This window comes from Pseudomonas sp. McL0111 (assembly GCF_052567255.1).
This window is the reverse complement of record NZ_CP199585.1, coordinates 6,343,344-6,367,516: the sequence shown is the minus strand read 5'-3', so window position 1 is coordinate 6,367,516 and position 24,173 is coordinate 6,343,344. Positions and strand designations below refer to the sequence as shown.

The window sequence follows — 24,173 nt, the reverse complement described above, 5'->3', positions numbered from 1 at the left end:
ACTGTGAACGCAGACGGCTTATTCAGTCTCTGAATGGGGCGTCACATGTTGACTCAGTCTCGGCCCAAGGCCAGTATTTGCGTATCGCCGATTTGGCGATATGGTTCTGGCATGTCTACTAAATATCGATTTCGCGATAAATACAGAATTCAGCTGCGTGAGAAGGATCATCCTCCGCCCCATGTGCATCTGACTGGTGGTGGGGTAGACGTGATGCTTAGCCTGGAAACCATCGAGGTCATGATGGGCAAGGCTCCACCACTGATCATCAAGGAAGCACTGGCATGGATTGCCGACAATCAGGCACAACTGCTGGAGGACTGGAAACGATGTTACCCATGAAGCGGCCTCGATTATCAGCGGTCGAGGCCCTGACGCAATACCGTCTGGCACTGACCTTTATAGATGGTCAGCAACTTGTTCTCGATTTAGGCCGTGATATTCACGCTTATCCGGGTCTGCAACCACTGCTCGATGCCGACACTTTTTCGACGGTTGAACTGGCTGATGATGGTTGGTGCGTGGAATGGCTGGAACCGGATATTCAGATAGGCGCCGACACTTTGTATCTGGATGCGCTGGCACAGAATGCTGCCGATGAAAACACCCGTATTTTCATTGATTGGCGTGCTCGTACGGGGTTATCACTTAATCAGGCTGCCGAGGCGTTAGGCCTGAGTCCACGCAGTATTAGTCGCTACAGCAATGGCCGAGAAGCGGTTCCAAGGTCCTTGGCTCTCGCCTGTCTCGGTTGGGATTCGTTACAACAGACCTCCCCTCTGGCCGCAGAAGAGTCCGGTCGGTATACCGTCAAGCGAAAGTCTTAGCCCGCATCCGGCTTCGGCCGTTCATACCGGGCATTGAATGCCTGAATGAATCCATTGCGTAAAATCTGTAAAAACGCCTCGAACGCGCTGATATTTTGCTGATGAACGTTGCCGCTGAGTTCGACCTTGGTGGCGAACTGGTTTTTCGCCTGATTTTTCAGCACCGTTTCAGTGCCGCCGACCAGCGCTTCCCAGACTGAGCGGAAGATGCTTTTGTTCTTGTTTTCCACGTCCTGCTGCCAGTTGAACACTTCGACATCGCGCAGCAACGGCTTGATATAGCCAGTGAGCTGGGCTTTTTTGGCTTGGGCTTCGATCACCACATCGCCATGGCCTGCATTGAAGTCGAACTTGCCGTAGGCCGAGGCGAAGTCGTTCATGCTTTTGAGTTCGATGTCGCGGGCGCGCAGGCGGAACTGGAAGTCTTCGAAATTGCTCAGGGGATCGAACGTAGCCGTTGTTTCCAGCGGAGCGTGGCCCAGCAACTTGGCTTTGCCTTCGAAGCGCGCATCGCGTTTGCCCTCCTTGTCGACCACGTTGGTCAGGTTATAAATGCTGGCGTTGACCTCGGTGGCATTCATGTTCACCGGTGGTTTGGAGTTGAAATTACGGAAGCTGATGCGCCCGTTGCTGATATGCACTTCGTCGAGCGTGATGGGCAAAAGCTTGCCCAATTGCGCACGCCAGTCGGTGCCTTGACCGGTCTGGGAGTTCTGCTTGTTGGCCCCGCCATCGACGAAGTTCACTTCCGGCTGGAAGAAGTCTGCCTTGGCCACCACCGCATGGTCGTACCAGAGGGAATGCCAGCTCACTGACAGATCGATCAGTGGTGCGTTGACGAACGGTACCGGTACCTTGCCGTCGACCTTGACGATTTTCAGACCGTTGATCTTGTAGGCGCCGCGCCAGAGGGCCAGATCGACGTCGGTGATCTGGCCGCGGTAGTCGCCCATGTCCGCCAATTTGCCGTTCAGATAATCGCGCACCATGTAGGGCAGGGCGATATGCAGGGCAACCAGCAACACAATGATTGTGGCGAGGGTCCATAACGGCCAGCTGTAGCGACGCTTCATGACGGCAATTCCCGAACGATGTAAAGCGATTGACTACTGAGTGTTACAGACGTTCGACCTGACTGGACTGCGCTGGGCAACAGGCATACCTTGGGGCCCTGAATTCAATGCTGCATAAGGACCCAGCCATGAGCCGTATTTTCGCAGACAACGCCCATTCCATCGGCAACACGCCGCTGGTGCAGATCAACCGCATTGCGCCACGTGGCGTGACCATTCTGGCCAAGATTGAAGGGCGCAATCCGGGTTATTCGGTCAAATGTCGAATCGGCGCCAACATGATCTGGGACGCCGAAAGCAGCGGCAAACTCAAGCCGGGCATGACCATTGTCGAGCCGACCTCGGGTAACACCGGCATTGGCTTGGCTTTTGTCGCCGCCGCCCGTGGTTACAAATTGATGCTGACCATGCCGGCCTCGATGAGCATCGAACGCCGCAAAGTCCTCAAGGCATTGGGCGCAGAGCTGGTGTTGACCGAGCCGGCCAAGGGCATGAAGGGCGCAATCGAAAAAGCCGCCGAGATTGTTGCCAGCGACGCGGAAAAATATTTCATGCCGGCGCAATTCGAAAACCCGGCAAACCCGGCGATTCACGAAAAAACCACTGGTCCGGAAATCTGGAACGACACCGACGGCGCGGTCGATGTGCTGGTGGCCGGGGTCGGTACGGGTGGAACCATCACCGGCGTTTCGCGGTATATCAAGAATACCCAGGGCAAACCGATCCTCTCGGTGGCCGTTGAGCCCGCGTCTTCGCCCGTGATCACGCAAGCGCGCGCTGGCGAAGAGATCAAGCCGAGCCCGCACAAGATTCAGGGCATCGGTGCCGGGTTCGTGCCGAAGAACCTTGATCTGTCGATGGTGGACCGGGTTGAACTGGTTACCGATGAAGAATCCAAGGCCATGGCCCTGCGCCTGATGCAGGAAGAAGGGATTTTGTGCGGCATCTCTTGCGGGGCCGCGATGGCAGTTGCGGTACGTCTGGCTGAAACCCCGGAAATGCAGGGCAAGACCATCGTCGTGATCTTGCCGGACTCGGGCGAACGCTATCTGTCGAGCATGCTGTTCAGTGATCTGTTCACCGAGCAGGAGAATCAACAGTAAATCGAGTTGATTCAAATCAGCCCAGGTTCAGGATCGTTATGTTAATTAATGCTTTATTGCGCAATCCTTAACACTGAATCTTGGGTTGGACGGGTTTTTCCCGAGGCCGGTAGTGTTTATCATGGCCGGCTGCCATGCCGGGTATAGGGCATTGCGCAGCGTTGTCTTTATTCAAGGAGTTGTTGATGACCTTTTCGTTTGCCGCCAAGGCGTTTGTGCTGTTGCTGTTTGTCGGCAGCACGCTCTATGTGCATTTGCGCGGCAAGGCGCGTTTGCCGGTACTGCGTCAGTTCGTCAATCACTCGGCGCTGTTCGCTCCGTATAACGCATTGATGTACCTGTTCTCTGCCGTCCCGTCGAAGCCCTACCTGGATCGCAGCAAGTTTCCCGAACTGGATGTTTTGCGCGACAACTGGGAAGTGATCCGTGAAGAAGCCATGCATCTGTTCGATGAGGGCTATATTCGTGCGGCCGAGAAGAACAACGACGCCGGTTTCGGCTCGTTCTTCAAGAAGGGATGGAAGCGTTTCTACCTCAAGTGGTACGACAAACCGCTGCCATCGGCCGAAACCCTGTGCCCGAAAACCGTGGCACTGGTCAGTGCGATTCCCAACGTCAAAGGCGCGATGTTCGCGTTGTTGCCGGGCGGGAGTCACCTGAACCCGCACCGCGATCCGTTTGCCGGCTCCCTGCGTTATCACCTCGGCTTGTCCACCCCGAACTCCGACGATTGCCGGATTTTTGTCGATGGTCAGGTCTATGCGTGGCGCGATGGTGAAGACGTGATGTTCGACGAGACCTACGTGCACTGGGTCAAGAACGAAACCGACAAGACTCGGGTGATTCTGTTCTGCGACATCGAACGTCCGCTGAGCAACCGCTTCATGACCCGCATCAACCGCTCGGTCAGCGCTTGGCTGGGCCGCGCCACTGCACCGCAGAACCTCGACGACGAGCGTGTCGGCGGGATCAACCAGGCTTACGCCTGGAGCAAGAACTTCAGCGACAGGTTCAGCGGCGTGGTCAAACAATGGAAACGCCGTAACCCCAAGGCCTACCGCATCATGCGCCCGGTGCTGGCGGTGGTGGTGTTGACGTTGCTGGGGTATTGGCTGTTTGGTTGAGGCTGGATGCAGAATGAAAAAAACCGCTCGTTTTGAGCGGTTTTTTTATCTTTGGAAATCAGGACGTCCGGCCAGGAGGCTTGGCTCCTCGATAATAGTGCCGGTGGCAATGACTCGTAAAAGCTGTCTCTGACTATCTGTCAGCTGTAGCACAGTAGATTCATCTTCAGTGAGCGTGTGTTTCCGTTTGGGGGATTTCTTTATGGCTTTACGCATATTCCCTCCAGTCTTGATCATTAATTGAACACTTTTCACGATACTAGTCTCTCTACTGGTTTGACAAGCCGGCCATCGATGTCGAAGCCAAAGCCAAGTAATTGATAAATTGGCACCGCTCCTGCGAACGGCTCCTGTGCTTCCATCAGAATGCTTCCGATAATCCGTGCATATTCCTCAATGACCAATATGGACAGCGGTGCGATACGATTTTTCAAGGGATGTTGTTTTTCAGGGCGGCCTTCCATGCGTACGATTCGAATACGTTGTCTGCTCTTGTTTGGATTGGCAAAACAGAGCCCGCACAGCTCGGACCCAAACCAGATCGCAATGTCGAGAGCGAGCGGTTCCCGTGCTTTCCATCCAATCACGTCATTCCAGGAAAAATGCGGGTCATCCCATAGTTCAAATGCGATCAGGGCATTCGCATCGATGGGCTCGAAACATACTTCCCTCAAATCAAGAGCTGTCGGGCCTAGACACTCCAGTTCGTACTGCAACTGGCGCGTGGCGATGCCAGCCAGCTTTCTGGCCTGAGATTTGTACAGTTGATACCGCAGATGGGTCCTTTCTCTTGGCATAGGATCTCGTGCATTCCCTGTCTCCTTTTGATTGGCGCAGCATTTACAAACCAGCCTATTCACCCTCCACCCACCTGTCGCTGCTGGCCCTTTGTCCAACTCATTGCAATCTGTGTCGCACGCTGGTTATAGTCAGCGCTCGTGAGTCAAACGACTCATCTCCAGACCCTCAAAAAAAGATCAGCCCAATGCCTGCATCCCTTATCAACGCGGTAGTCGATTCAGCGGTCAACGCTGGCGTCGTGCCGTGCGGGAGTCAGCAGCCAAGGCAGATCAGTCATTACCCCCCACCTGTCAGTAGCACGCCGGTGTGCGCAGTCGTATCACCGCCGGGCGTTGGCGTTTCGGGCTGATCGGCATTTTTTGCTGACCCCGTGCCCGCCTGAAAAAACCTACTGAATTTCAGCTTCGGCTGAGTTGGCTATTTGCCTGACTACAGGTGGTATTCATGTTTGTCCTTTCGAAAAAGTCCGCGCTCGCGGCGACCTCCACGAGCCTGTTCGTTTTGCTGTGGAGCAGCGGGGCGATCTTCTCCAAATGGGGGCTGGCGCATGCGTCACCCTTTGCCTTTCTGCTGATTCGTTTTGTCATCGCCCTGTGCGGGCTGCTGCTGTTGGCGCCGCTTCTGAAACTGAAGCTGCCCAAGGGCGGCAGGCCTATGCTGTATGCGATTGCTACGGGTGTGGTGTTGTTGGGGGCTTATCAGATTTTCTATCTGCTGGCGCTGAACACCAAGGTCACGCCCGGAGTGATGGCGACGATCATGGGCGTGCAGCCGATCCTCACCGTCGTATTGATGGAGCGCCAGCGTTCGGCGAGCCGGATGTTCGGTCTGGCGCTGGGGCTGGCCGGTCTGATCATGGTGGTTTACCAGGGGATCGGATTGGCCGGGATGTCCTGGGCGGGCATGCTGTTTGGTCTGCTGGCGCTGGCGAGCATGACGCTTGGCTCGATCATGCAGAAACGCATCACCGACAATCCTCTCGGTACGCTGCCGGTGCAGTATCTGGCCGGGTTGCTGTTGTGCGGGATTTTCGTACCGTTCCAGCCGTTTCACTTCGAGCACAGCGCGGGTTTTATCGTGCCGGTATTGTGGATGGGGCTGGTGGTGTCGGTGTTGGCAACGTTGCTGCTGTATCGCTTGATTGCCCGGGGCAATCTGGTGAATGTCACCAGTCTGTTCTATCTGGTGCCGGCGGTAACGGCGGTGATGGACTACCTGATTTTCGGTAATCGGCTGGCGGCGTTGAGCGTGCTGGGGATGCTGTTGATCATCGTTGGTCTGGCGTTTGTGTTTCGTAAACCCAACTGATAATTAGCGGCTGTTCAGCCGCCTTCGCGAGCAGGCTCGCTCCCACATTGGAATGCATTCCCCTGTAGGAGTGAGCCTGCTCGCGATAACAATTTCAGCTGCAATGAAATTTAACGGGCCACTGCATCAGCAGACTTCACCACCGCAGGCTTCAACACCAGCCACAACGCCAGCGCAATCAACACCCCGCCATACACATGCGCCATCGACAGCGGCTCATCGAGAAACAGCGCGCCCCACAACACGCCGAACGGCGGAATCATGAAGGTCACGGTCATCGACTTCACCGGCCCGATCGAGCTGAGCAAGCGGAAGTAAATGATGTACGCAAACGCCGTACAGCCAAGACCCAACCCCAGCAGCGACAACCAGACATTCCAGCCGCCCCAGCTGACCGGTGGCGCAGTAATCACGCTGTAGCCGAACAGCGGCAGCAGAAACAGCGTTGCCCCGAGCATGCTGCCCAGTGCCGACAGACGACTGTCGAGCCCACCAGCCTGATCCAGCCAGCGGCGCGCGAGGAATCCGGCGAAGCCATAACAGGTGGTCGCGAGCAGGCAGGCGACCGCGCCCATCAGCAATTGCAGATCGAATGCCACGGGGCCAGCGCGAGTCAGTACGCCGACACCGAACAGCCCGAGGAACACGCCGCCGAGTTTGGCCGGGGTCAGTTTTTCACTGAAGAACAATCCGCCGATCAGCACGCCCATCAATGGTGTGGTGGCGTTGAAGATTGCCGAATAACCGGCCGGCAGCACTTGTGCGGCAACCGAATACAGCGTCGCCGGAATCCCCGAGTTGATCACGCCCAGCAGCATCACGGTTTTCAGCTTGCCTTTGAAATCCCAGCTGACGCGCATCAGTCCGAGGATCACCAGCAAGCCGGTGGCGGCAATCGATACGCGGAAAAAACCGGTGGGAATCGTGCCGATCACCGGGGCGATGATCCGCATGAACAGAAAGCTTGCACCCCAGATGGCCGCCAACGACAACATCCGAAAAATATCGACAGGGCTCACGGAGCTCTCCTTGCTTGATGGGGACGAGAGTGTTGCCGAGCGCCCTGGAGAAGGCAACCGCAAATCGGGCATTTAACTTTGGTGAAGGTCAGGCTCGCCGCCGGAAACATGATGGCAGCACGGCGACGTATGAGATTTGGCAGAAATTGCGCTTTTCCTGTAGCCGGTTCCATGACTAAGCTCAGGCTTCCGAGCTCTGATCCCCGAATGCACGCAGAGGTTTCATCTATGCCGCAGCAATGGCCAGCCACCGACATCGCCCGCCTGATCCTTGAGGGCTTTGACGATTACCGCGAGCATTTTCGGCGGATCACCGACGGTGCGCGGGAGCGCTTCGAGCAGGCGCGCTGGCAGGAGACGCAAACTGCGTCGGCGGCACGGATCAATCTCTATGAAGAAAAGGTCAGCGAAACCATCGCCCGGCTTGGCGAGCATTTCGACAGCGAAGCGCTGATGAATGTCAGCTGCTGGCCGCTGGTCAAAAGCGCCTATATCAGCGTCATCGACCTGCGCTTTGACGATGAGCTGTCCGAGACCTGGTACAACTCGATTTTCTGCGGACTATTCAGCCACGACCTGATCAGCGATGGCTGCATGTTCATCCACACCACGCGGCCGAGCCTGCGCCGCGCCCGGGCCGCACAAACCCGCACCTACAAACCACAGGGCCAGTTGTCGTCGATGCTCGCGAGCATCTTTTCCGACTACCGTTTCAGTGAGGATTACGCTGATTTGCCGGGCGACCTGCGGCGGCTCGAAGCGCAGTTGCGCGAGAACCTGCCGGACTGGGTGTGCAAGGACCCGGAACTCAGCGTCGAGCTGTTTTCCTCGGTGTTGTATCGCAACAAAGGCGCGTATCTGGTCGGGCGCATCTACACCCGCGACGAACAGTGGCCGCTGGTGATTCCACTGCTGCACCGCGAAGGTCGCGGCATTCAGATCGATGCGCTGATCACCGACGAAGCCGATGTGTCGATCATCTTCTCCTTCACTCGCTCCTACTTCATGGTCGATGTGCCGGTGCCGGCCGAGTTCATCGGTTTCCTGCGGCGAATTCTGCCCGGCAAGCACATTGCCGAGCTGTATACCTCGATCGGTTTCTACAAGCACGGCAAGTCCGAGTTCTATCGGGCGCTGATCAACCATCTGGCCAACACCGACGACCAGTTCATCATGGCTCCGGGCGTGCGCGGCATGGTCATGAGCGTGTTCACCCTGCCGGGTTTCAACACCGTATTCAAAATCATCAAGGACCGCTTCTCGCCGTCGAAAAACGTCGACCGCGCCACGGTGATCGAGAAATACCGATTGGTGAAAAGCGTCGACCGGGTAGGGCGCATGGCCGATACCCAGGAGTTCGCCGATTTCCGTTTTCCGCTGAGCAAGTTCGATTCGGCGTGTCTGGAGGAACTGCTGGAAGTGGCGCCGTCCACGGTCTCGGTGGAGGGCGAAACCGTGCTGATCCGCCACTGCTGGACCGAACGCCGGATGACCCCGCTCAACCTGTATCTGGAAAACGCCAACGAAGCTCAGGTGCGCGAAGCGCTGGAGGATTACGGTCTGGCAATCAAACAACTGGCGGCGGCGAATATCTTTCCCGGCGACATGCTGCTGAAAAACTTCGGTGTCACCCGGCACGGGCGCGTGGTGTTCTATGACTACGACGAAATCTGCTTTCTGACTGAAGCCAACTTCCGCCACATCCCGACGCCACGTACCCCGGAAGATGAAATGGCTTCCGAGCCATGGTATTCAATCGGGCCGCTGGACGTGTTCCCGGAAGAATTTCCGCCGTTCCTGTTTGCCGACTCGGGGCAGCGCAAGTTGTTCGATCAGTTGCACGGCGAGTTGTACAACGCCGATTACTGGAAAAGCCTGCAAGAGGCGATTCGCGCCGGAAAAATCATCGACGTCTTCCCGTATCGGCGCAAAGGCCTGGATAACGAATAACCCTTTAGGCGTTGCCGAAGGCTGCGATCCTTTGACTTTGTTTTTATAAAATCAGATCAAAAGATCGCAGCCTGCGGCAGCTCCTACAGGGGAAGCAGGCCAATTCAGGGCAAATCTGCGACAATCGCCCCCCTGCGCCACTAGACGACTGAATTGCGTACCTGATGACCGACGAATCGCCCTCCATCGACAAACTGTTGAAAAACCTCGATCACGCCATGCTCGCCGACCGTCACCGGCTGCGGCGGCAGTTGCTTGAGCTGCGCAAGAAACCCGATGAGGCCAAGCTGGCCCAATGGGTGGTGCGCATGCAGGCGTCCTGCGATCAGGTGCTGGCGCGCAAGGCCAGCCTGCCAGTGATTCGTTACGACGACAGCCTGCCGATCGCCGCCAAACGCGACGAAATCAAGGCTGCGCTGGAAAAGCATCAGGTGCTGATCATCGCCGGCGAAACCGGCTCGGGTAAAACCACCCAGTTGCCGAAGATCTGCCTGGAAATCGGTCGCGGTCAGCACGGCCTGATCGGTCATACCCAGCCTCGGCGGATCGCAGCACGCAGTGTTGCCAGCCGGGTTGCCGAAGAACTCGGCACGCCGCTGGGTTCGCTGGTCGGCTATCAGGTGCGCTTCGAAGATCAGAGCGATTCCAACACCCTGATCAAACTGATGACTGACGGTATTCTGCTGGCGGAAACCCAGAACGACCGCTACCTCGAACGCTACGACACGATCATCGTCGACGAAGCCCACGAACGCAGCCTGAACATCGATTTCCTGCTCGGTTATCTGAAAACCCTGCTGCCGCGCCGTCCCGATCTGAAAGTCATCATCACTTCGGCGACCATCGATCTGGAGCGCTTTTCCAAGCACTTTGACGACGCGCCGATTGTTGAAGTGTCCGGGCGTACCTTCCCGGTGGAAACCTGGTATCGCCCGCTGACGCTGGAGCAGGACGAGGAGGGCAACCGCGTCGAAGATGACCTGACCGTGGATCAGGCAATCCTCGCGACCCTCGACGAAATCGCCGATTTTGAACGCAGCGAACGGCGTAGCCCCGGCGATGTGCTGGTGTTCCTGCCCGGCGAACGAGAGATTCGCGACGCCGCTGACATGCTGCGCAAGGCGCAAATCAAACACACCGAAATTCTGCCGCTTTACGCCCGTTTGTCCCCGGCCGAGCAGCAGCGGATTTTCCAGTCGCACCCGGGCCGTCGTGTGGTGTTGGCAACCAACGTTGCCGAAACCTCGCTGACCGTGCCGGGTATCCGTTACGTTATCGACAGCGGTACGGCGCGCATCAGTCGTTACAGCTATCGCGCGAAAGTGCAGCGCTTGCCCATCGAAGCGATTTCCCAGGCCAGCGCCAATCAGCGTAAAGGTCGCTGCGGCCGGGTCGAGCCGGGCATCTGCATTCGTTTGTATAGCGAAGAAGATTTCATCGGTCGGCCGGAATTCACCGACCCGGAAATCCTGCGTACCAACCTCGCGGCGGTTATTTTGCAGATGCTGCATCTGCGCCTCGGCGAGATCACCGCATTCCCGTTCATCGAGCCGCCGGACGGCAAGGCGATCAGCGACGGTTTTAACCTGCTGCAAGAGTTGTCGGCGGTTGATCGCAACAGCCAGTTGACCCCGCTCGGTCGCCAACTGGCGCGTCTGCCGGTGGACCCGCGCATGGGCCGCATGCTGCTGGAAGCGGCGAAGCTCGGCAGTTTGCAGGAAGTGCTGATCGTCGCCAGTGCCATGTCGATTCAGGACCCGCGCGAGCGTCCGCCGGAGCGGCAACAAGCCGCTGATCAGGCGCACGCACAATGGAAGGACATCGACTCGGATTTCGCCGGGCTGGTCAATCTGTGGCGCGGGTTTGAAGAGCAGCGCCAGGCGCTGACCGCCAGTCCACTGCGCAACTGGTGCCGCAAGAACTTCCTCAATTACCTGCGTCTGCGCGAGTGGCGGGATTCCCATCGCCAGTTGAGCCTGATCTGCCGCGACATGCAGTTGAGCATCAATAAAGAGCCGGCGGATTATCCGAAACTGCACAAAGCGGTGCTGGTCGGTCTGCTCAGCCAGATCGGTCAGAAAACCGAGGACGGCGATTACCTCGGCGCCCGTCAGCGGCGCTTCTGGATTCATCCGTCGTCGGGCATCGGCAAGAAGCGTCCGCAATGGATCATGGCCGCCGAACTGGTGGAAACCACCAAGCTGTATGCGCGGATGGTCGCCAAGATCGACGCCGACTGGATCGAGCCGCTGGCCGGGCATTTGATCAAGAAAAACCACTTCGAACCGCACTGGGAGAAAAAACGCGGCCAGGTGGTGGCGTTCGAGCAGATCACCCTGTTCGGCCTGATCGTGGTCGGCCGTCGGCCGGTGCATTACGGCCCGGTGGACCCGGTTATCTCGCGCGAATTGTTTATCCGCGAAGGTCTGGTGCGCGGCGAGATTCAGTCAAAAGCCAAATGCCTGACCGAGAATACGCTGCTGCTGGAACAGCTCGACGAGCTGGAAGCCAAGGCCCGTCGTCGCGATATTCTGGCCGACGAAGAAACCTTGTACGCATTCTACGACGCGCGTTTGCCGGCGGAGATTCACCAGACGGCGACGTTTGACAGTTGGTATCGGGTCAACAGCCAGAAAGACCCGCAACTGCTGATCATGCGCGAAGAAGACGTGCTGGCCCGCGAGGCCAGTGAAGTCACCGCGCAGCATTATCCCGACACCCTGCACATCGGTGATCTGGAACTGGCCCTGACTTACCATTTCGAACCCAATCACCCGCGTGATGGCGTGACCCTGCGCGTACCGGCGCCGCTGCTGCCGATGCTGCCGCCGGAGCGCCTGGAGTGGCTGGTGCCGGGGATGATCGAGGCCAAGTGCATTGCGCTGGTGCGTAACCTGCCGAAGGCCTTGCGCAAGAACTTCGTGCCGGTGCCGGACTTCATCAAAGCCGCGCTGCAACGCATGACCTTTGCCGAGGGCTCGTTACCGCAAGCGCTGGGGCGTGAGTTGCTACGCATGACTGGTGCGCGGGTCAGCGATGAGGCCTGGGCCGAAGCCGAGCAACAGGTCGAAGGGCATCTGCGGATGAACCTGGAAATCGTCGACGGCCAAGGCAAGTTCCTCGGTGAAGGACGCGATCTGGCAGAGTTGACCGCACGTTTCGCCGAAGCCAGTCAGGCTGCTCTGGCGGTGCCGCAAACAGCAAAAAATCAGCAACCGGTGGAGGCCAAGGTCTTCGCTCCGGTCGCGGAAAAGACTCAGCAGAAGATCGCCGGGCTGTCGATGACGGTGTATCCGGCACTGGTGGAAGAGGGCGGCACGGTCAAGGAAGGACGTTTCTCGACCCCGGCCGAAGCCGAGTTCCAGCATCGCCGCGCCTTGCAGCGTCTATTAATGCAGCAATTGGCGGAGCCGGCCAAGTTCCTGCGCACCAAATTGCCGGGCATCACCGAACTGGGTCTGTTGTATCGCGAATTGGGTCGGGTCGATGCGCTGGTCGAAGACATTCTGTTGGCCAGCCTCGACAGCTGCATTCTTGAAGGCGAAGACCCGTTGCCGCGCGACGGTGCGGGGCTTGCCGCACTGGCCGAACGCAAGCGCGGCAGTTGGACCGAGCACGCCGAGCGCGTGGCGCGGCTGACGCTGGAGATTCTCAAGCTCTGGCATGGTCTGCAAAAGCGCTTCAAGGGCAAGATCGACCTCGCGCAAGCGGTGGCGCTGAACGACATCAAGCTGCAACTGAGTAATCTGGTTTACCCGGGGTTTGTCCGGGAAACGCCGATGCAGTGGCTCAAGGAGTTGCCGCGTTATCTGAAAGCGGTCGAGCAGCGCTTCGAAAAACTTGGCGCGCAAGTGCAGAAGGATCGCGTCTGGAGCGGCGAACTGGCCGGTCTCTGGAGCCAATTCCAGACCCGCGCCGCCAAACATGCGCAGGAAGGCAAGCGCGATCCGCAGTTGGAGTTGTACCGATGGTGGCTGGAGGAATACCGGGTTTCGCTGTTCGCCCAGCAGTTGGGGACTAAAATTCCGATCTCCGACAAACGTCTTAACAAGCAGTGGACCCAGGTCGAGCCCTGATTGTCAGGCTCACTCCTACAAGGGCTGTGTTTGATCTTGAGAAAGGGGCCAAAACCTTGGGTTTATGGCAAACTTCGCGACCATAAACGCCGGTTTCGCGACCCAGAGCCCTCGGCCAGGTTTGCGCAACGGAATAAAACGATGCCAGGTCCGCATCCCCCGGATGGGAACAGACCCTTTATGTGTTGGTACGTCGGTGCCAGCACTTTCTGCCTGAACAGATTAGAGAAACGACCATGCATAACGTCGTCATCAGCGGCACCGGCCTGTACACCCCGGCCAACAGCATCTCCAATGAAGAGCTGGTGCAGTCTTTCAATACCTATGTCGCGCAGTTCAACGCCGACAACGCCGACGCCATCGCCAGCGGCGAAGTCCAGGCTTTGACCGAATCCAGCGCTGCGTTCATCGAAAAAGCCTCGGGCATCAAGAGCCGCTTTGTCATGGACAAGGACGGCATTCTCGACCCTGCGCGCATGGCGCCACGTCTGCCAGAGCGTTCCAACGACGAATGGTCGGTGCTTTGCCAGATGGCCATCGGCGCTGCCGAACAGGCTTTGCAGCGCGCCGGCAAGACCGCCGCTGACATCGACGGTGTGATCGTCGCTTGCTCGAACCTGCAACGCGCCTATCCGGCCATCGCCATCGAAGTCCAGGAAGCGCTGGGCATTCAGGGTTTTGGTTTCGACATGAACGTTGCCTGCTCGTCGGCAACCTTCGGCATTCAGGCTGCGGCCAACAGCGTGCAACTGGGCCAGGCCCGGGCGATCCTGATGGTCAACCCGGAAGTCTGCACCGGTCACCTGAACTTCCGTGACCGCGACAGCCACTTCATCTTCGGTGACGCCGCGACTGCGGTGATCATCGAGCGTGCTGATCTGGCTACCTCCAAACACCAGTTCGATATCGTCAGCACCAAACTGCTGACCAAGTTCTCCAACAACATCCGCAACAACTTCGGTTTCCTCAACCGCGCGGCGGAAGAGGGCGTCGGTGCCCGCGACAAACTATTCGTGCAGGAAGGCCGCAAGGTGTTCAAGGATGTCTGCCCGATGGTCGCCGAGCTGATCGCTGCGCATCTGGAAGAGAACAAGCTCAACGTCGGCGACGTGAAGCGCTTCTGGCTGCACCAGGCGAACCTGAGCATGAACCACCTGATCGTGCGCAAACTGCTCGGTCGCGAAGCTACCGAAGAAGAAGCCCCGGTGATTCTCGACACCTACGCCAACACCAGCTCTGCGGGTTCGGTGATTGCATTCCACAAGCATCAGGACGATCTGGCCAGTGGTTCGCTGGCGGTACTGAGCTCGTTTGGCGCCGGTTACTCGATCGGTAGCGTGATCCTGCGTAAACACTGAGTTTGCCCTGAAAAGATCGCAGCCTGCGGCAGCTCCTACACTTGCGGTTTGAATCCGCACTTGTAGGCGCTGCCGCAGGCTGTGATCTTTTGCTTTCGACCATCTGAAAACGAGGCATCAATGGCCGCTACGGATGACACCCAATTGCTCGAACGCCTGCTGGCGGGCGAGCAGAAGGCTTTCAAGGAATTGGTCAGTACCTACCAGAGCGCCATGCGCGCCGTGGCCTACGCCATCGTCGGCCAGCGTCACGTCGAAGAAGTGGTGCAGGATGCCTGGCTATCGGTGGTTCGGCATATTGGTAGCTTCGAAGGTCGCTCCAGCCTCAAGACCTGGCTGCTGACCATCACTGCCAACTCGGCCAAGAGCCGCTACAAGCAAAATCGCCGCGAAGTGCTGATGGATGACCTGCCTTCGCCCCACGGCACCATCGATGACGATCGCTTTTCCCCCGGTGACGGCCATTGGCTGGTGGCGCCGTTCGCCTGGCATCAGGACACGCCTGAAGCACTGCTCACCGAAAGCGAATTACGCGAATGCCTCGAACACACCTTGCTCGGTTTGTCGGAACTGCAAAGCAGTGTTTTGCTGTTGCGCGAACGTCAGGGGCTGGAACTGGAAGAGATCTGTAATCTTCTGGAGATCTCGCTCTCCAATGTCCGTGTGCTGCTGCATCGTGCGCGGCTGAAAGTCTTCGCCACGGTGGAGCATTTTGAGGAGACCGGCGAATGCTGACCTGCAAGGAACAAGTGGCGCGTTCCAGTGATTATCTCGATGGCCAGTTGAGCTTTCGCGAGAAACTGCTGGTGCGTCATCATTTGATGTTTTGCCCCAACTGCCGGCGTTTCATTCGCCAGATGCGCCTGATGCAGGCGACCTTGAAGGCGATGCCGGAAAAACCCGAAGAGGGCGTTGAAGCGCTGGCTGAACGCTTGGCCGAGCAACGGCGCAAGGATCGATCCTGAGCAAACACAGGTTCAGTGGAATAGCCCGGCGCGGAAGAAACGAACGGATGATGGGGATCGTCCCGCCCGCGCAGGCTATAAGGTGAAGCGTTTTAGAACTTCGCTTCTGCGTCCAGTTGCAGGGTGTTGATGTCGGAATCGGTCTTCTTCAGGCTGGCGTTGGTGTAGTCCGAGTTCGCCATGAAGTAGGTCGCGCCGAGGGTGAAGTTCTTGTCCAGCTCGTAGCTGACTTTCAACTTGCTGCCACGGGAACCGGTGTAGCCGTTGGCGAAGTCGGAGTCGGTGAAGGCACCCACCACCGCGTTACGCTGCACGTCGCGGTAGTTGTAATCGATGCCGAAGCCGTAAACCTTGGTCTTCACGCCGGCCAGCCAGCCAGTATCCTGATCGTTGCTGGCGTCTTTGTTGTTGACGTACTGACCGTAGATCGACAGCGGTACTGGCAGGTTGGCGACGTCCAGTTGACCAAAACCTTCATACAGTTTGAAGGTTTCGTTCGGGCTGTTGCCGTTGACGGCCAATGCGCAAGGAGCAGTAACCGTGCCGCTGGTAGGGCAGGCGCTGTCCTTGTCGTTGTCGTAGGAGTAGATACTGCCGCCCACGGTCAGTTTCAGGCTGTCGGTCAGTGCAAAGCGACCGCCCAACTGGCCAGCGTACAGACGCAGGTCGTGTTTGAACTGCACGCCTTCGCCGTCAACGTTGTCCTTCAGGGTGTAGTGGCCGGCGCTACCGAACAGCTCGGTGCTGCCGTTCAACGGATACTTGTAAGTGACCGCCAGACCTTCCGGGTTGATGTCGCTGTCCCAGATGATGTCGCCCATGCTGACCCAGGGCTGGTTCATCTTGCCGCCGATCAGGTGCAGGTTCTTGATCGCGTCAGGGTGGTAGTCGACGTAACCCAGGTCGAGCCAGATCTGCTTCTTGTCGAAGTAGTTGTTCAGGTCCTGGTTGGTGGAGCGTGCGTCGTCGCTGCTGCCGGTGGCAATACGGATGCCGGTGTCGACTTGCGGGTTGATCTCGCTGTAAGCACCCAGACGGGCACGAATGCGCTGACGATCCTGATCCTTGCTGTTCGGCACGCCATCGTTGTGCACGGTTTCTTCACGGAAGCGCACGTCACCCTTGAACTGAGTCTTGGCAGCCCAGGCCAGTTTCTGATCGAAAAGGCTTTGTTCGTCGTTTTTCTTCGCGACCGCCGCGACTTGTTGATTGGTCTCTTGCTGCGCCTGCTGCGCGATTTGCTGGTCCTTCTGATCCTTCGCCAGTTCAGTTTGCAGTTCTACGTACTGCGCCTGGGAAATCGAACCGTTAGCCTTGAGCATGTCGAGCAGTTTGGCGTCGACTGCGGCACTGGCCGGAACACTCATGGCCAGCAACAGGCCACCGCACAGGGCCGCCGCAGTTTTCGTGGAAGCAAGACGCATAGCAATCTCCGAAGATGAGAGGGGATGGCTGAACCATCCTGGGCACAACCGACGGTTGAAGGTCGGAAAACAGTGTCCGGGTAGAACCCGGCGCTCTAAAAACAGGCGCCAGTATCGCGATGGTTTATGACAGAGCAGTGGCTAAGTGATGTCATCTCGGTGACGATACAAAGTCGCCCTGAACTATTGATTTAGAGCGCTGTCGTCCGATTGCGGGTGTGCAATGCACAGCGATAGGCGATACTCGCGGGGCTTTGAAGCCCGGAAGTGGAGAGTCAGTTGATGCCGTTGCAACGCCTGCAAAGTCTGTCGGAAATTGCCCCGTCGACCTGGGACGCCCTGGTGCCCGAGACCCAGCCATTTCTGCGGCATGCCTTTCTTGGCTCACTCGAAGACAGCGGCAGCGTTGGCCCGCACACGGGCTGGCAAGCAGAGCATTTGCTGCACATTGAAGGCGACCGATTGATCGCGGCGTTGCCCGCTTATCGCAAGTGGCATTCCTACGGCGAGTACGTGTTCGATCATGGCTGGGCCGACGCCTGCGCCCGCGCTGGCATTGATTACTACCCGAAATTATTGAGCGGCGTGCCGTTCAGTCCGGTCAGCGGCCCCCGGTTATTGGCGGCCAATGTCGAGGACGGTTTCGAGCTGCTGAAAAGCCTGCCGGGTTATCTTGAAATCGAAGAGCTCTCCAGCGCTCACATCAACTTCACCGACCCGTTCACCGACGCCGCGATGGCCGAACAGCCGGGCTGGTTGCAGCGCATCGGTTGTCAGTATCACTGGCAAAATCGCGGTTATCGCGACTTCCAGGATTTCCTCGATGTCCTCAGCTCACGCAAGCGCAAACAGATGCGCAAAGAGCGTGAGCAAGTGGCCGGGCAGGGCTTCGAATTTGAATGGCTGGAAGGGCGCGAGCTGGACGAGTCGCAGTGGGATTTTGTCTACGCCTGCTACGCCAACACCTACGCGGTGCGTCGGCAGACGCCCTATCTGACACGGGAGTTTTTCAGCCTGTTGGCCGAGCGCATGCCGGAATCGATTCGTGTGGTGCTGGCCAAACAAGGCTCGCGGCCGGTGGCGATGGCTTTCAGTCTGGTGGGTGGTGACAGTTTTTACGGACGTTACTGGGGCTGTCTGGCCGAGTTCGATCGACTGCACTTCGAGACCTGTTTTTATCAGGGCATGGACTATGCCATTGCTCACGGATTTCAGCGTTTCGATGCCGGTGCTCAGGGCGAACACAAACTGATTCGCGGCTTCGAACCTGTGATCACTCATTCCTGGCATTACTTGCGCCATCCCGGTTTGAAAGCGGCGGTCAAAGACTTCCTGCACCAGGAGCGTGCTGGTGTTTTGGCTTATGCCGAAGAGGCAAAAAGCGCCTTGCCCTACCGCCAAACCTAGATCCCGTGTAGGAGTGAGCCTGCTCGCGATAGCTGAGTGTCAGTCACCTCATAACTGGCAGACATACTGCTATCGCGAGCAGGCTCACTCCTACAAGAGCACTCAGGTATCTTCCTTGCCCAGCCAGCGATAGATCCCGCCGCCGACCACTGCACCCAACAGCGGCGCGACCCAGAACATCCACAACTGCGCGATAGCCCAGCCACCGACGATCAACGCCGGCCCGGTGCTGCGGGCCGGGTTGACCGAGGTGTTGGTGACCGGAATCGAGATCAGGTGGATGAGCGTCAGGCCCAGGCCAATGGCGATGGGTGCGAGCCCTGGTGGCGCACGTTTGTCGGTGGCGCCGAGGATGATGATGACGAACATCGCGGTCATCACCAGCTCTGTGACAAACCCCGCCCCCATCGAATATTTACCGGGTGAGTGCTCGCCATAACCGTTGGAGGCCAGGCCGGCGGCAATGTCGAAACCCTCCTTGCCGCTGGCGATGTGAGCGATCAGCGCCGCCGCGAGAATCGCCCCAAGCACTTGGGCGATGATGTAGGCAGGCAGTTCTTTTGCGGGGAATCGACCTCCGACGAACAGACCGACCGAAACGGCCGGATTCAGATGACATCCGCTGATGTGGCCAATGGCGAATGCCATGGTCAGCACCGTCAGACCAAACGCCAGGGCCACCCCCAGCACCCCGATTCCCAACGGTGAAGACGCGGCGATCACCGCGCTGCCACAACCGCCCAAAACCAACCAGAACGTACCCAACAACTCAGTAACTGAACGTTTGAACAGAGACATGAGAGAGTCCTTGATAGGCGTGCTATCGAGACTGCATCGAGTTGTGCTTCCTTGCAGAATTACGACAGGTTCATCTCCAGAACCTTGGCTGAGTACAGCAGGATTTTTGTGGATTTCCAGCGTCCATAAAAAACCGCCAGAGCCCGTGGTTAGAGGGGGCTGACGGTTTTTGATGATTCCCTGTGGGAGCGAGCTTGCTCGCGATAGCGGTGGGTCTGACAGCAATGTTGGTGACTGACACTCCCTCATCGCGAGCAGGCTCACTCCTACAGGTTTTGCGGTGGACCGAGCATCAATCGATGCCGACAAAGCCTCCGGTCTGATGCGCCCACAACCGGGAATACAACCCGCCATGTGCCAACAGTTCCGCGTGAGTGCCGCTTTCGGCGATCTGGCCGTTTTCCAGCACCACCAGCCGATCCATGCGCGCAATGGTCGAGAGGCGGTGGGCGATGGCGATCACGGTTTTGCCCTGCATCAGGGTTTCCAGACTTTCCTGGATCGCCGCTTCGACTTCCGAGTCCAGCGCCGAGGTCGCTTCGTCCATGATCAGGATCGGTGCATCCTTGAGCAGCACCCGCGCAATCGCGATGCGCTGACGCTGGCCGCCGGACAACTTCACGCCACGCTCGCCGACATGCGCATCGAAGCCAGTGCGGCCCTCAGCGTCGGAGAGCAGCGGAATGAACTCGTCGGCGCGGGCCTTGTGCACCGCCTCCCAGAGTTCGGCATCGGTCGCGTCGGGCTTGCCGTACAACAAGTTGTCGCGGATCGAACGGTGCAGCAGCGAGGTGTCCTGAGTGATCATGCCGATTCGCTCACGCAGGCTTTCCTGACCGACTTCGGCGATGTTCTGGCCGTCGATCAGAATCCGTCCGCCTTCGACGTCGTACAGTCGCAGCAGCAGATTGACCAAGGTCGATTTGCCGGCGCCGGACGGGCCAATCAGACCGATTTTCTCCCCCGGTTTGATGTTCAGGTTGAGGTCGCCGATGATGCCTTTCTTCTTGCCGTAGTGAAAATCCACGTGCTCGAAACGCACTTCGCCACGGGCCACCGCCAACGGTTTTGCCTGCGGGTGATCGGTTACGCTGACCGGTTGCGAGATGGTCTGCAGACCGTCCTGAACCATGCCGATATTTTCGAAAATCCCGGTGACCACCCACATGATCCAGCCGGACATGTTGACGATGCGAATCACCAGACCAGTAGCCAGGGCAATCGCGCCAACAGTGATCAACGACTGCGTCCACAACCACAGCGCCAGACCCGTGGTGCCGACGATCAACAGGCCGTTCATGGCGGTGATGGCCACGTCCATGCTGGTTACCACACGGCCCGCCAGTTGCGACTTGACGGTCTGTTCTTCGATGGCTTCCTTGGCGTAGTGCTGCTCGAAATTGGTGTGAGCGAACAGCTTCAGGGTGGCGATGTTGGTGTAGCCATCGACGATCCGGCCCATCAGTTTCGAACGCGCATCGGACGCCTCGACCGAGCGTTGTTTGACCCGTGGCACGAAGTAATAAAGTGCGCCGATGTAGGCGACGATCCACATCAGCAGCGGGATCATCAGGCGCCAGTCGGCCTCGGCGAACAGCACCAGCGCACTGATCGCGTAGATCAGCACATGCCACAGCGCATCCACCGCTTGCACTGCCGAATCACGCAACGAGTTGCCGGTCTGCATGATGCGCTGGGCAATGCGCCCGGCGAAATCGTTCTGGAAGAAGTTCAGGCTCTGCTTGAGCACGTAGCTGTGGTTCTGCCAGCGAATCATGCTGGTCATCCCCGGGCTCAGGGTCTGATGCACCAGCAGGTCGTGCAGGCCGAAGAAAATCGGCCGCAGCACTAACGCAACCACGACCATCCAGGTCAGTTCGAGGGCGTGGTCACTGAAGAAATTCGGGTTTGGCGTACCTTGGGTCAGATCGATGATGCGGCTCAGATAATTGAACAGCGCCACTTCGATCAGCGCGGCGAACAGGCCGACCACCAGCAGCGCAGCAAAACTTGGCCAGACCTGTTTCAGGTAATAGATATAGAAGGGCAGGACCCGATCCGGCGGGGCTGCCGTCGGGGCTTCACGGAATATGTCGATCAGTTGTTCGAAACGGCGATAGAGCATCAGATAATCGCCCGGATACGGGCTCTCCTTTTATCAGTGTGAGCGGCGCGGGATCAGGCCGTCGCCGCTCTATATGCCCTGAAGAACTCAGTCGATGCGCTTGGCCGACTTGATGAACACAGGGTCTACAGGCACGTTTTGCATGCCGCTTTTGGTGGTGGTTGGCGAGTTGACGATGATGTCGACCACGTCCATGCCCTTGACCACTTTGGCGAATACCGCGTAACCGGCATCACGGCCCGGGTCGAGGAAATCGTTGTCCTTCACGTTAATGAAGAACTGGCTGGTGGCCGAGTTTGGATCGGAAGTACGGGCCATCGACAGTGTGCCGCGAACGTTATGCAGGCCATTGCTGGCTTCGTTCTTGATCGGTGCCTTGGTTTCTTTCTGTTGCATCTGTTGAGTGAAACCGCCGCCCTGCGCCATGAAACCCGGGATCACGCGGTGAAAGATCGTGTTGTTGTAGAAGCCGCTGTCGACGTATTCAAGGAAGTTCTTGGTACTGATCGGCGCCTTGACCGGGTCCAGTTCGAGTTCGATCTGGCCATTGGTGGTTTCCAGCAGCACGTGCGGAGCCTTGGCCGGAGTGGCTGCCATCAGGTTGGCGGCAAACAGCACGGTGCCGGCGGCGAGGGCGAGTTTTTTCAGCATGGGTCAGTGATCCTGAGATTGAATATCGGCTGCGGCGAGAAACTCCAGCAGCGTTTGATTGAAGCGTTGCGGTTGATCGAGCGGGGTGGCGTGGCGCGAATCGGCGATCACCACCAGCCGCGCATCGGGCAGCAGTTTTACATAGGTTTCTTTCAGCGCGACGGGCGTGTAGTCACGGTCGGCGCTGATGACGAGCGTTGGACAGGTTACCCGGGAAAGTCGTTCCTGAACCCCCCAGCCAACAATCGCATCGAAGCTGGCGAGATAAGCACGTTTGTCGTTTTTTGCCCAGCGTTCAGCCATTTTCTGTCGCAAATCAGCCTGTTCCGGATTGGGGAAAAGTTTGCCGCCCAGCGCCTTGCCGATGGTTGCGAGGCTGAGCACGCGCATCAGACTCCAGCGCTTGAACCACTGCCAATAGTCGTCGCGGCTGCGCACTTTGACTTCGGGGGCGCTGTTGACGATGGTCAGGCTTTTCAGCATCTGCGGCTGATCAACGGCGAACTGAAAACCGATCATCCCGCCCATGGACAGGCCGACGTAATGCACCGGACCAAGCTGCAAATGCTCGACCAGCGCAATCAGGTCGGCACTGAAACCGGCGATGCTGTAGCGCTCGCGGGGTTTGTCCGAACGACCGTGACCGCGTATGTCCGGGACGATCACCCGGTATTGCGCGGCCAGCGCCGGGATCTGCATTTCCCAGTCCAGCGTACTCGAACCGAGCCCGTGAACCAGCAGCAACGGCGTACCGTGGCCATATTCCTCGTAGTGCAGGTTGCAACCTTCATGCTCGAAATAGGCCATCGGTGAACTCCGTGTCAGGCTTGTTCAGGGGCGGCGAATGGTGCGTCCAGCGGCAAAGTGTCGAAGGTGCGCAGCAGTTCGATGAGGATCTGCGTGGCCGGGCCCAGTGGTTTGTCCTTGTTCGAATACAGATAGAAGCTCGGGTTGCGGCTGCCACCCTGATCCAACGGTAGCAGCTTGAGCGAGCCTTCTTTCAGTTCGCGTTCGATCATGTGCCGGGGCAACCATGCAAAGCCCAGACCGCTGCTGACAAAGGTCGCGGCGGTGGCGAGGCTGCCGACGGTCCAGCGCTGTTCGGCGCCGAGCCAGCCGACATCGCGCGGTTGCTGACGGCCGGAGTCGCGGATCACCACCTGCATCTGGGTTTCCAGGTCCTGGAAGCTCAGTTCGCGGTTGAGCCGATGCAGGGTGTGGTCAGGGTGAGCGACGGCAACAAACTCCACGTCACTCAATTCCGCACCCAGATAGCCGGGAATGCTCAGACCGGTGATGGCCAGATCAGCCACGCCTTCGAGCAAGACTTCTTCGACCCCTGACAACACCTCTTCACGCAGACGTACCCGGCAGCCACGACTCTGCGGCATGAATGCGGTCAGCGCCCGGACGATGCGTGCGCTTGGGTAAGCCGCGTCGACCACCAGCCGCACTTCGGCCTCCCAGCCTTGCTCCATGTGATGAGCGAGGTCTTCCAGTTGACTGGCCTGTTTCACCAGTTGTCGCGAGCGGCGCAGCAGCACGCCACCGGCTTCGGTGAGCACCGCTTTGCGCCCGTCGATGCGCAGCAACGGTACGCCGAGCTGATCCTGCATACGGGCGACGGTGTAGCTCACCGACGATTGCGAACGGTGCAAGGCCTCGGCGGCCTGGGCGAATCCGCCGTGGTCGACCACGGCTTGCAATGTTCGCCATTGATCAAGGGTCACGCGGGGCGCTTTCATCAATAGCTCCTCTTGTCCTAAGCTGGCCGTCCCTCATGGAGACTGCCGAATGAATAAATTCTGTTGTGTGTTGCTGGCGCTGCTGCCGCTGACGGCGTTTGCTTACCCGATTGATGTGCAGAAAAATCTCAACGGGTTGAAGATCGACTACGAAACCTACGACACCGATACCGACATGGGCTCGATCAAGGTCGTCAACTACGGTGATGTCGATGCGGTCTGCAAAGCCGTGTTCAGCAACGGCCCGGAAGCACCACGCACCCGCTCACTGGAGATTCCGGCCGGCAAACATAAAAACGCCACGGCCAAGTTCTCCCGCTCGATCATCAAGCTGCGTATCGAACTGAGCTGCACCCCGAAATAACACCATAAATCTCTGTGGGAGCGAGCTTGCTCGCGAAGGCGTAGTGTCGGTCGAT

At 58.3% G+C, this 24,173-nt stretch carries 21 protein-coding genes; 12 read left to right on the top strand and 9 right to left on the bottom strand.

Translation table 11 applies throughout. From position 1 onward, the window contains the following. The first annotated feature begins 111 nt into the window (after positions 1-111). A complete protein-coding gene (locus tag ACTWLJ_RS28670; RefSeq protein WP_445179391.1) occupies positions 112-342 on the top strand; it encodes a DUF4160 domain-containing protein in 231 nt (76 codons plus the stop codon). After that, positions 330-827: a helix-turn-helix domain-containing protein gene (locus ACTWLJ_RS28665; RefSeq protein ID WP_445179390.1), complete on the top strand. Its 498-nt coding sequence runs from the start codon at positions 330-332 to the stop codon at positions 825-827. The genes ACTWLJ_RS28670 and ACTWLJ_RS28665 overlap by 13 nt, the downstream gene beginning before the upstream one ends. On the opposite strand, the gene ACTWLJ_RS28660 is transcribed toward ACTWLJ_RS28665, so the two are convergent. After that, complete coding sequence (locus ACTWLJ_RS28660) at positions 824-1,900, bottom strand: DUF748 domain-containing protein (RefSeq protein WP_445179389.1); 1,077 nt, start codon at positions 1,898-1,900, stop codon at positions 824-826. The genes ACTWLJ_RS28665 and ACTWLJ_RS28660 overlap by 4 nt on opposite strands. 128 nt (positions 1,901-2,028) lie before the next feature. Here ACTWLJ_RS28660 and cysK point away from each other — a divergent pair, with 128 nt between their 5' ends. Continuing rightward, positions 2,029-3,003 carry a cysteine synthase A gene (gene cysK, locus ACTWLJ_RS28655; RefSeq protein ID WP_401214601.1) on the top strand — a complete coding sequence of 325 codons (975 nt, stop codon included), beginning with the start codon at positions 2,029-2,031 and terminating at the stop codon, positions 3,001-3,003. 185 nt (positions 3,004-3,188) lie between these two features. Further along, a complete protein-coding gene (locus ACTWLJ_RS28650) occupies positions 3,189-4,127 on the top strand; it encodes an aspartyl/asparaginyl beta-hydroxylase domain-containing protein (protein ID WP_445179388.1) in 939 nt (312 codons plus the stop codon). 251 nt (positions 4,128-4,378) lie between these two features. Here the strand turns inward: ACTWLJ_RS28650 and ACTWLJ_RS28645 are convergent, their stop codons facing one another. Further along, the gene (locus ACTWLJ_RS28645; protein WP_445179387.1) at positions 4,379-4,924 is read right to left on the bottom strand and encodes a hypothetical protein; all 546 of its coding nucleotides are present in this window, start codon (positions 4,922-4,924) and stop codon (positions 4,379-4,381) included. 448 nt (positions 4,925-5,372) lie between these two features. Between ACTWLJ_RS28645 and ACTWLJ_RS28640 the strand changes: the two genes are divergently transcribed. Beyond that, positions 5,373-6,236 (top strand): DMT family transporter, encoded by an 864-nt coding sequence (locus ACTWLJ_RS28640; protein WP_401214592.1) that lies wholly within the window; start codon positions 5,373-5,375, stop codon positions 6,234-6,236. A gap of 110 nt (positions 6,237-6,346) precedes the next feature. Here ACTWLJ_RS28640 and ACTWLJ_RS28635 read toward each other — a convergent pair whose 3' ends face one another. Next, on the bottom strand, positions 6,347-7,255 hold the full coding sequence (locus ACTWLJ_RS28635) for a DMT family transporter (protein WP_401214589.1): 909 nt from the start codon (positions 7,253-7,255) through the stop codon (positions 6,347-6,349). Positions 7,256-7,483: 228 nt separating this feature from the next. Between ACTWLJ_RS28635 and aceK the strand changes: the two genes are divergently transcribed. The 5 genes from aceK to ACTWLJ_RS28610 all read left to right on the top strand — a co-directional run bounded on the left by aceK (position 7,484) and on the right by ACTWLJ_RS28610 (position 15,604). Beyond that, a complete protein-coding gene (gene aceK, locus ACTWLJ_RS28630; RefSeq protein WP_445179386.1) occupies positions 7,484-9,205 on the top strand; it encodes a bifunctional isocitrate dehydrogenase kinase/phosphatase in 1,722 nt (573 codons plus the stop codon). Positions 9,206-9,369: 164 nt separating this feature from the next. Beyond that, the gene (gene hrpA / locus ACTWLJ_RS28625; protein WP_445179385.1) at positions 9,370-13,281 is read left to right on the top strand and encodes an ATP-dependent RNA helicase HrpA; all 3,912 of its coding nucleotides are present in this window, start codon (positions 9,370-9,372) and stop codon (positions 13,279-13,281) included. A gap of 236 nt (positions 13,282-13,517) precedes the next feature. Further along, positions 13,518-14,639, top strand: coding sequence for a beta-ketoacyl-ACP synthase III (locus ACTWLJ_RS28620; RefSeq protein WP_445179384.1), 1,122 nt, complete (start codon positions 13,518-13,520; stop codon positions 14,637-14,639). A gap of 120 nt (positions 14,640-14,759) precedes the next feature. Then, positions 14,760-15,374 carry an RNA polymerase sigma factor gene (locus tag ACTWLJ_RS28615; protein WP_445179383.1) on the top strand — a complete coding sequence of 205 codons (615 nt, stop codon included), beginning with the start codon at positions 14,760-14,762 and terminating at the stop codon, positions 15,372-15,374. Further along, a complete protein-coding gene (locus ACTWLJ_RS28610; RefSeq protein WP_401214575.1) occupies positions 15,368-15,604 on the top strand; it encodes an anti-sigma factor family protein in 237 nt (78 codons plus the stop codon). The genes ACTWLJ_RS28615 and ACTWLJ_RS28610 overlap by 7 nt, the downstream gene beginning before the upstream one ends. Before the next feature lie 92 nt (positions 15,605-15,696). Here the strand turns inward: ACTWLJ_RS28610 and ACTWLJ_RS28605 are convergent, their stop codons facing one another. Continuing rightward, positions 15,697-17,028 (bottom strand): putative porin, encoded by a 1,332-nt coding sequence (locus ACTWLJ_RS28605; RefSeq protein WP_445179382.1) that lies wholly within the window; start codon positions 17,026-17,028, stop codon positions 15,697-15,699. Positions 17,029-17,310: 282 nt separating this feature from the next. Here ACTWLJ_RS28605 and ACTWLJ_RS28600 point away from each other — a divergent pair, with 282 nt between their 5' ends. Further along, positions 17,311-18,435, top strand: a complete 1,125-nt coding sequence (locus tag ACTWLJ_RS28600; RefSeq protein WP_445179381.1) for a GNAT family N-acetyltransferase — start codon at positions 17,311-17,313, stop codon at positions 18,433-18,435. A 102-nt stretch (positions 18,436-18,537) separates the two neighbouring features. Here the strand turns inward: ACTWLJ_RS28600 and aqpZ are convergent, their stop codons facing one another. From aqpZ to ACTWLJ_RS28575, 5 genes are all read right to left on the bottom strand, one after another. Beyond that, positions 18,538-19,233, bottom strand: a complete 696-nt coding sequence (aqpZ, locus tag ACTWLJ_RS28595; protein ID WP_445179380.1) for an aquaporin Z — start codon at positions 19,231-19,233, stop codon at positions 18,538-18,540. Positions 19,234-19,525: 292 nt separating this feature from the next. Next, complete coding sequence (locus tag ACTWLJ_RS28590) at positions 19,526-21,358, bottom strand: ABC transporter ATP-binding protein (protein WP_445179379.1); 1,833 nt, start codon at positions 21,356-21,358, stop codon at positions 19,526-19,528. Positions 21,359-21,445: 87 nt separating this feature from the next. Continuing rightward, complete coding sequence (locus ACTWLJ_RS28585) at positions 21,446-22,009, bottom strand: peptidylprolyl isomerase (RefSeq protein ID WP_445179378.1); 564 nt, start codon at positions 22,007-22,009, stop codon at positions 21,446-21,448. Positions 22,010-22,012: 3 nt separating this feature from the next. Then, positions 22,013-22,816 (bottom strand): alpha/beta fold hydrolase, encoded by an 804-nt coding sequence (locus ACTWLJ_RS28580; RefSeq protein ID WP_445179377.1) that lies wholly within the window; start codon positions 22,814-22,816, stop codon positions 22,013-22,015. A 14-nt stretch (positions 22,817-22,830) separates the two neighbouring features. Then, a complete protein-coding gene (locus tag ACTWLJ_RS28575; protein WP_401214555.1) occupies positions 22,831-23,754 on the bottom strand; it encodes a LysR family transcriptional regulator in 924 nt (307 codons plus the stop codon). Positions 23,755-23,803: 49 nt separating this feature from the next. On the opposite strand from ACTWLJ_RS28575, the gene ACTWLJ_RS28570 reads away from it, so the two are divergent. Further along, on the top strand, positions 23,804-24,118 hold the full coding sequence (locus tag ACTWLJ_RS28570; RefSeq protein WP_445179376.1) for a 3-phosphoglycerate kinase: 315 nt from the start codon (positions 23,804-23,806) through the stop codon (positions 24,116-24,118). Positions 24,119-24,173: the final 55 nt, after the last annotated feature.